The organism is Limosilactobacillus reuteri subsp. porcinus (genome assembly GCF_036621895.1).
GTDB lineage: Bacteria > Bacillota > Bacilli > Lactobacillales > Lactobacillaceae > Limosilactobacillus > Limosilactobacillus reuteri_J.
This window is the reverse complement of record NZ_LN887481.1, coordinates 1-6,142: the sequence shown is the minus strand read 5'-3', so window position 1 is coordinate 6,142 and position 6,142 is coordinate 1. Positions and strand designations below refer to the sequence as shown.

The following is a 6,142-nucleotide window of genomic DNA, read 5'->3' as shown; positions in this document are numbered from 1 at the left end:
AAATTGACATTTCGGGTAATAAAAAATGAGGAGACCGAGAAAAAATTTTCGGCTCCTCATTTTTTAGTCGAGTTTAAATATGATTTATAAATTTGAATCAATTCAACTGGTGATTTTGTTTGAATCAAGCCTGCAATTGACTTAATTTCATTAATGCTTAAAGAGTCTGGTGCGGCACCCCAAAGCATTAACAAATTAACAATTGTATTGATATAGAGGGTTTTAATAAATGAGAATGGCAATGGCGATTTTACATTAGCTTCTTTAATATTTATATCCCCAAACAAATATGGAACTCGCGCATCAAATTCATTATTTGCTACTTCAACAATCATTTGATAAAACTGCATATCTCCATTTGAAGAAAGCAAATTTGACAACGTATGCTTATTTTCATTACAAAAAGCCAACGTATGATTAAATGCCACTTCTGCTAATTCCTTAATTTCGTCTGCACCTGGTAAATGCTTGACATCTTTTAGCTCCTCCCGATCAATTATGAGAGCTTCTTTTAGACCTTCCAATAGCTCATTTTCAATTTCATGGAGAAGATCTTGTTTATTTTGGTAATAGTTGTAGAAAGTTTTTTTACTAATTTCAGCGCTATTTACAATATCATTAGTAGTACATTCTGATAACTTTTTAGTATCTAAAACAGTAATAAATCCTTCCTTAATTCTATTTAACGTATTAATTTTGCGAATATCCATCTTTTTTCTCCTAGTATAAACTCCAAACTATATTATCTTAATATAAACGATTAGTAAAAATATAGTAAAATAACACCCTTGTTAGAACAAAGTATATTCTTGGTAGCACTTGTACACAGTGAGTGCATAATCTCGTAAAACTATTAACTATTGATAAATTACTTGGTAAAATATCATCGAATTGAAGCTTTAACATCAAAAGCAATTCGTGAAGAGATCAATTTTATTACTTAATGACTTCTAAAGTGTCCTTAACTTTTTCTCATTTTAATAAGGACAAAAATCCTAATAAACTCCCAAAGTTAAATTGTTCTTTCTTCTAGGGTGGTGCCAATAGTTGTTTTTTAGTTATTTGCCTCAATTAGACTTAACATTATACTAGTAGCAGATAATGTGCGATATCGGCTACTATTATTCCCTAAAATAATACGTTCAACGATTTGTGCAGTCATTGAGCGTTTTTTCTATTCTCCTATTTTACTCGTTCGTCATTTTCAGCTCGCTCACGACGCGTTAACCAGAATAAAATTAACGGTAAAATCACGAAACCAAAGACCATTCCAAAAATTGCAAACCAGTTTGGCATTAGATGTCCTGCACGATTAATACTAAACTCACTAATCCAATCATACCGCATTAATAAAAATAGTGTAATTACAACGAAAAGGATAAATAAAATTATATCAGCAAAAACTTACATGATTTGTTCTGTTTCTAAGTATGATATACTATTTCCTAAACAAATGTTCGATTAGAGGCTTTTATATGCGAAATATAATTCTTAATCCAACGAAGCGCCAAGTTCACAAGATCAATAAGCGGATCGAAAAAGTTTATCGTCCGCGACAGAAACAAGCATTAATAGTATTTACTACCAATATCGGTCACCATCCAATTTACAAGATTAGCCTTGATACATTTCCTGCACTGGGGACAGGGATTTCGATGACCATGGTTAGTGAGATTCCGGTAGATGATATTAGCAAGGAACAATATATCCTCCTTCTCTATGCCCTTTATTCTCACTGGAAAAAATTACCATTAGTATTCCGTGGCTTTACTCCCAAACAAGTCCGGTGGTTTCAGAAAAAATTTGGTACCCGGGTATTTAATGAGCATTCAACGGTGGATTGGTGGCGAAAGATAAGATAAACAGGGCAGTACATTGATGGCCTCCATCGTCTGGTAAAACCGAACGATGGAGGCCTGTTGCTACTTATGGGGGCTTTGCGTGGCTCCCTTTCTTTTAATTATGCTCGATTGTTACATCTTCATGGCCATCATATTCTTCAACTGCTACATGAACAGTTTCATTCATTGCTGTTGGGATATTCTTTCCAACAAAATCTGGCCGAATTGGTAATTCACGGTGTCCCCGATCGACAAGAACCGCTAGTGAAATTCGGTTTGGCCGCCCCATATCCATTAAGGCATCTAAGGCCGCCCGAACTGTCCGTCCAGTGAAGAGTACATCATCAACCAAAATAACATGTTTATTAGTAATATCAATATCTAATTGATCAGTTTTTACGGTTGGTTCTTGAGTATAATCTGGTACATGACGATCATCACGATAAAGAGAGACGTCAAGTGCTGCCACAGGAATTTCTACATTTTCCAACTGATTTAGTCGCTTGGCGAGGCGCTTTGCTAAATATACCCCCCGCGTCTTAATTCCAACAAATACTAAGTTATCGACACCCTTATTTTGTTCGATAATCTCATAAGTAATCCGGGTCAATGCACGTTGCATACTTGAGCCATCTAAGATCTCATGAGCCATCATGTCACTTCCTTAATTAATTTAAAATCTTTCAAAAGAATAAGGCCCTCCGCTAATCTAAGGAAGGATCCAGCATTTACTTGAGTCTTTCCCTAACAATTTAACGGGGAACCTCGCTAATTATTATTACCATTTTAAGGGTCTATCTTGTCGCTGTCAAACTCACTAATTAGCAAACTCGTCTAACCACTTCTGGACTTCTTGGCTAATATTTCCCCAAATTTCTTGAAAGTCGCCTTTATTCTTTAGATTGTTGACAATTTTCGTCCCATTATTTGGGTTTTCCCGTACTTCATTAACTGTTTCATTAACTTGGTTTAAATCTTGCTTCACGCTGTTACTTTGAACTTGATTTTGCAAGTCTTGGATTTGACTTTGGATCTTATCAAGTCGGCTTTCTAATGCTTGTTGATCATGGTCTTTCTGATATTGTTGGGTTGCCCCTTTAAGTTCTGCAACTTGGCTAGCAAGACGTTGATTATCTTTTGTTAAATCGCTGATACTGCTTGAATTGTTGCTTATTTGACTGCTCTGCTGACTATCAGTTGCCGCTTGATTAGCCGCTTGTCGGTTATGAGAGCTGATCGCCCACCATGCACATAAGATAACCACGATTACGATAATAACCCATAACCATCCCCGTCTTGACTTTGGGGACGTTGCAGTTTCCTTAGGTGCATTCTGTGTCCGCATCGGTTGAATATTTAGGGTAATGCTTGCCTGGGCACTTTGTCCGTTATTATCCATTACATTTAACATCACAGGGTATTCTCCTACTTTGTTAACATCCACTTGAGTTAGGTTCATCATCACCTTACTCGTTAAATCTTGGCCATTTTCATCGGATGCATGCACACCCAACTCATGCATTATGTCAGCTTGATTTAAAGGACGGTTAAGTGGCCAATTTAAATAATGTTTTTCTACTATTAGTGTTGGCTGTGTCATCATCTTGCCTCCTATAACGTGTATTTGCCTTGATTATACCATAGGGGAGCCAAGAGAAATAAAAAGCTTCCAATGCTTAAAGATTATTCAAACATTAGAAGCTCTCATCTATTTATTTATGTGCTAATTCCCACGGATCCTTAACGATAATCGTTTGAATCCGATCAGCACCAACGGAAACAGTTGCAAGTGGTGATTCTGATAATTCACTTACCCGCTTCAAGTAGTTTTGTGCATTAATTGGTAAGTCTTCAAACTTCTTTGCACCAGTAATATCTTCATCCCATCCTGGAAGTTCTTCATAAACTGGTTCACAGCGTTCAAGTTCCTTCAAACTAGCTGGGTAGTAATCAATTTGCTTACCATCAAGTTTGTATGAAGTACAGATCTTAACAGTCTTCAAGCCAGTCAAAACATCAAGCAAGTTAAGGCTAAGACAACTAATTCCTGAAACCCGCCGTGCATGACGCATTGCGACACTATCAAACCAACCAACGCGCCGTGGCCGACCCGTAACCGTTCCGTATTCATGACCTGTTTCACGAATTTGATCACCAATCTCATCAGTTAATTCGGTTGGGAATGGACCAGCACCAACCCGTGTAGAGTAAGCCTTGCAAATTCCAACAACGGTTTCAATCTTGTTAGGACCAACGCCAACACCAGTACATACTCCCCCCGCAATTGGGTTAGAAGCAGTAACGTATGGATATGTTCCTTGGTCAACATCAAGCATAACCCCTTGTGCACCTTCAAAGAGGACCTTCTTATCTTGATCAAGGGCATCATTGACAATTTGAGCTGTATCAGTAACGTATTGCTTTAATTCTTGACCATATTCGTAGTAACTTTCAAAAATATCGTCAAAGTTAATTGGGTCAACATGGTATAACTTAGTGAATAATTCGTTCTTTTCAGCGAGGTTACGTTCAAGCTTTTCCTTAAAGGTGTCTTTCTCAAGTAAGTCACACATCCGGATACCAACACGAGAAACCTTATCCATGTAGGTAGGACCGATCCCATTCTTGGTCGTTCCCACCTTGTGATCACCCTTTGCCTCTTCTTGACATTTATCAAGAAGAATATGGTATGGGAAGGTGATGTGTGAACGACTAGAAATCCGTAAACCTGAAATGTCGATCCCGTTGTCTTGAAGATAATGCAATTCCTTTAATAATGCAGGTGGATTAATAACCACTCCATTACCAATCACCGCTAACTTGTCTTTAGCAAAAATCCCAGATGGCACTAGACGGAGGGCAAACTTCTTACCATCAAATACAATTGTGTGACCTGCATTATTACCACCTTGTGAACGAACAACAACGTCCGCTTCTTGGCTTAGGTAATCGGTCATCTTACCCTTTCCTTCATCGCCCCATTGACTACCAACAATAACAACTGATGACATTTATTTTCACCTCATAGTTATACTTTCTAAAATTAACGTTTTTACTTCGCTATTTTACCGGATTAATTCATTGTCGTCAACAGTTTATCGAACTATTTTTTGATATTACTCAGCAAATGTACGCTATTTTCATTGACGCTTCATATATTTTAGCGCATAATAATTACGGTAAATTTTTAAAAAGGAGCTGCCCTAATGAAAACATTCGATTATGATGATATTCAGTTGGTCCCAAATAAATGTGTGATCAAAAGCCGTAAGGATGCAGATACAAGCGTCAAGTTTGGCCCTCACACATTCAAGATCCCTGTTGTACCTGCAAATATGGAGAGCGTCATCGATGAAGATTTAGCAATTTGGCTTGCCCAAAATGACTATTATTACGTGATGCACCGCTTTAATCCAGAGACACGAGCAGCTTTCGTTAAAATGATGCACGAAAAAGGATTATTTGCTTCGATTTCGGTCGGGATTAAGGATGATGAGTATAATTTTATTGATCAACTAAAATCCGAACAATTAAATCCAGAGTATATTACAATTGATGTTGCCCATGGTCATTCTGATTTTGTGATCAAAATGATCCAATACATCAAAGAAAAACTTCCCGACACTTTTGTAACCGCGGGGAACGTTGCAACTCCCGAAGCTGTTCGCGACCTTGAAAATGCTGGGGCGGATGCTACTAAGGTTGGGGTTGGTCCCGGTAAAGCCTGCATCACTAAGCTAAAGACTGGTTTCGGTACTGGCGGTTGGCAATTATCCGCTATTCGTTGGTGTGCTAAAGCCGCGCGGAAACCAATCATCGCTGACGGCGGTATTAGACATAATGGGGACATTGCTAAGTCTGTCCGTTTTGGCGCTTCAATGGTGATGATTGGCTCAATGCTTGCCGGTCACCTCGAATCACCAGGACATGTCATCAACATTGATGGAAAACAATACAAACAATATTGGGGTTCTGCATCTGAGGTTCAAAAAGGTGCTTATCGAAATGTTGAAGGAAAGCAGATGCTCGTTCCTTACCGTGGCTCCATCAAAGACACTTTAACCGAAATGCAGGAAGACTTACAATCATCCATCTCTTACTCGGGTGGTCGTGACCTTGAAGCTATTCGGAAGGTCGATTATATGATTGTAAAAGATTCAATCATGAACGGCGATTTTTAAAAATAAGCGTAAAAAAGAAGGCTGGGGCTGGGAATTAACTATTAATTCTTGGTTCTCTAACAGTAAAATCCGGACTATGATTTTTGATCGATTCAAAAATCGTAGTCCGGATTTTAAATT

6 protein-coding genes are annotated in these 6,142 nt (G+C 38.1%); 2 read left to right on the top strand and 4 right to left on the bottom strand.

The genetic code is table 11. The features are described 5' to 3' along the window. Positions 1–56 precede the first annotated feature (56 nt). On the bottom strand, positions 57–710 hold the full coding sequence (locus AACL61_RS08840; RefSeq protein WP_102816105.1) for a TetR/AcrR family transcriptional regulator: 654 nt from the start codon (positions 708–710) through the stop codon (positions 57–59). Positions 711–1,475: 765 nt separating this feature from the next. On the opposite strand from AACL61_RS08840, the gene AACL61_RS08835 reads away from it, so the two are divergent. Then, complete coding sequence (locus AACL61_RS08835) at positions 1,476–1,862, top strand: hypothetical protein (RefSeq protein WP_029507511.1); 387 nt, start codon at positions 1,476–1,478, stop codon at positions 1,860–1,862. Between the two features lie 94 nt (positions 1,863–1,956). Here AACL61_RS08835 and pyrR read toward each other — a convergent pair whose 3' ends face one another. The 3 genes from pyrR to AACL61_RS08820 all read right to left on the bottom strand — a co-directional run bounded on the left by pyrR (position 1,957) and on the right by AACL61_RS08820 (position 4,852). After that, positions 1,957–2,493: a bifunctional pyr operon transcriptional regulator/uracil phosphoribosyltransferase PyrR gene (gene pyrR / locus AACL61_RS08830; RefSeq protein WP_003670286.1), complete on the bottom strand. Its 537-nt coding sequence runs from the start codon at positions 2,491–2,493 to the stop codon at positions 1,957–1,959. A 165-nt stretch (positions 2,494–2,658) separates the two neighbouring features. Next, positions 2,659–3,444: an immunoglobulin-like domain-containing protein gene (locus tag AACL61_RS08825; RefSeq protein WP_102816104.1), complete on the bottom strand. Its 786-nt coding sequence runs from the start codon at positions 3,442–3,444 to the stop codon at positions 2,659–2,661. 109 nt (positions 3,445–3,553) lie between these two features. Next, the gene (locus AACL61_RS08820) at positions 3,554–4,852 is read right to left on the bottom strand and encodes an adenylosuccinate synthase (protein ID WP_102816103.1); all 1,299 of its coding nucleotides are present in this window, start codon (positions 4,850–4,852) and stop codon (positions 3,554–3,556) included. A 195-nt stretch (positions 4,853–5,047) separates the two neighbouring features. On the opposite strand from AACL61_RS08820, the gene AACL61_RS08815 reads away from it, so the two are divergent. Next, positions 5,048–6,022, top strand: coding sequence for a GMP reductase (locus AACL61_RS08815; protein WP_003669595.1), 975 nt, complete (start codon positions 5,048–5,050; stop codon positions 6,020–6,022). Positions 6,023–6,142: the final 120 nt, after the last annotated feature.

Excerpts from the sequence above, each read along its gene's own strand:
- AACL61_RS08840 (WP_102816105.1), bottom strand. The coding sequence starts at position 710 with ATGGATATTCGCAAAATTAATACGTTAAATAGAATTAAGGAAGGATTT.
- AACL61_RS08835 (WP_029507511.1), top strand. The coding sequence starts at position 1,476 with ATGCGAAATATAATTCTTAATCCAACGAAGCGCCAAGTTCACAAGATC.
- pyrR (WP_003670286.1), bottom strand. The coding sequence starts at position 2,493 with ATGGCTCATGAGATCTTAGATGGCTCAAGTATGCAACGTGCATTGACC.
- AACL61_RS08825 (WP_102816104.1), bottom strand. The coding sequence starts at position 3,444 with ATGATGACACAGCCAACACTAATAGTAGAAAAACATTATTTAAATTGG.
- AACL61_RS08820 (WP_102816103.1), bottom strand. The coding sequence starts at position 4,852 with ATGTCATCAGTTGTTATTGTTGGTAGTCAATGGGGCGATGAAGGAAAG.
- AACL61_RS08815 (WP_003669595.1), top strand. The coding sequence starts at position 5,048 with ATGAAAACATTCGATTATGATGATATTCAGTTGGTCCCAAATAAATGT.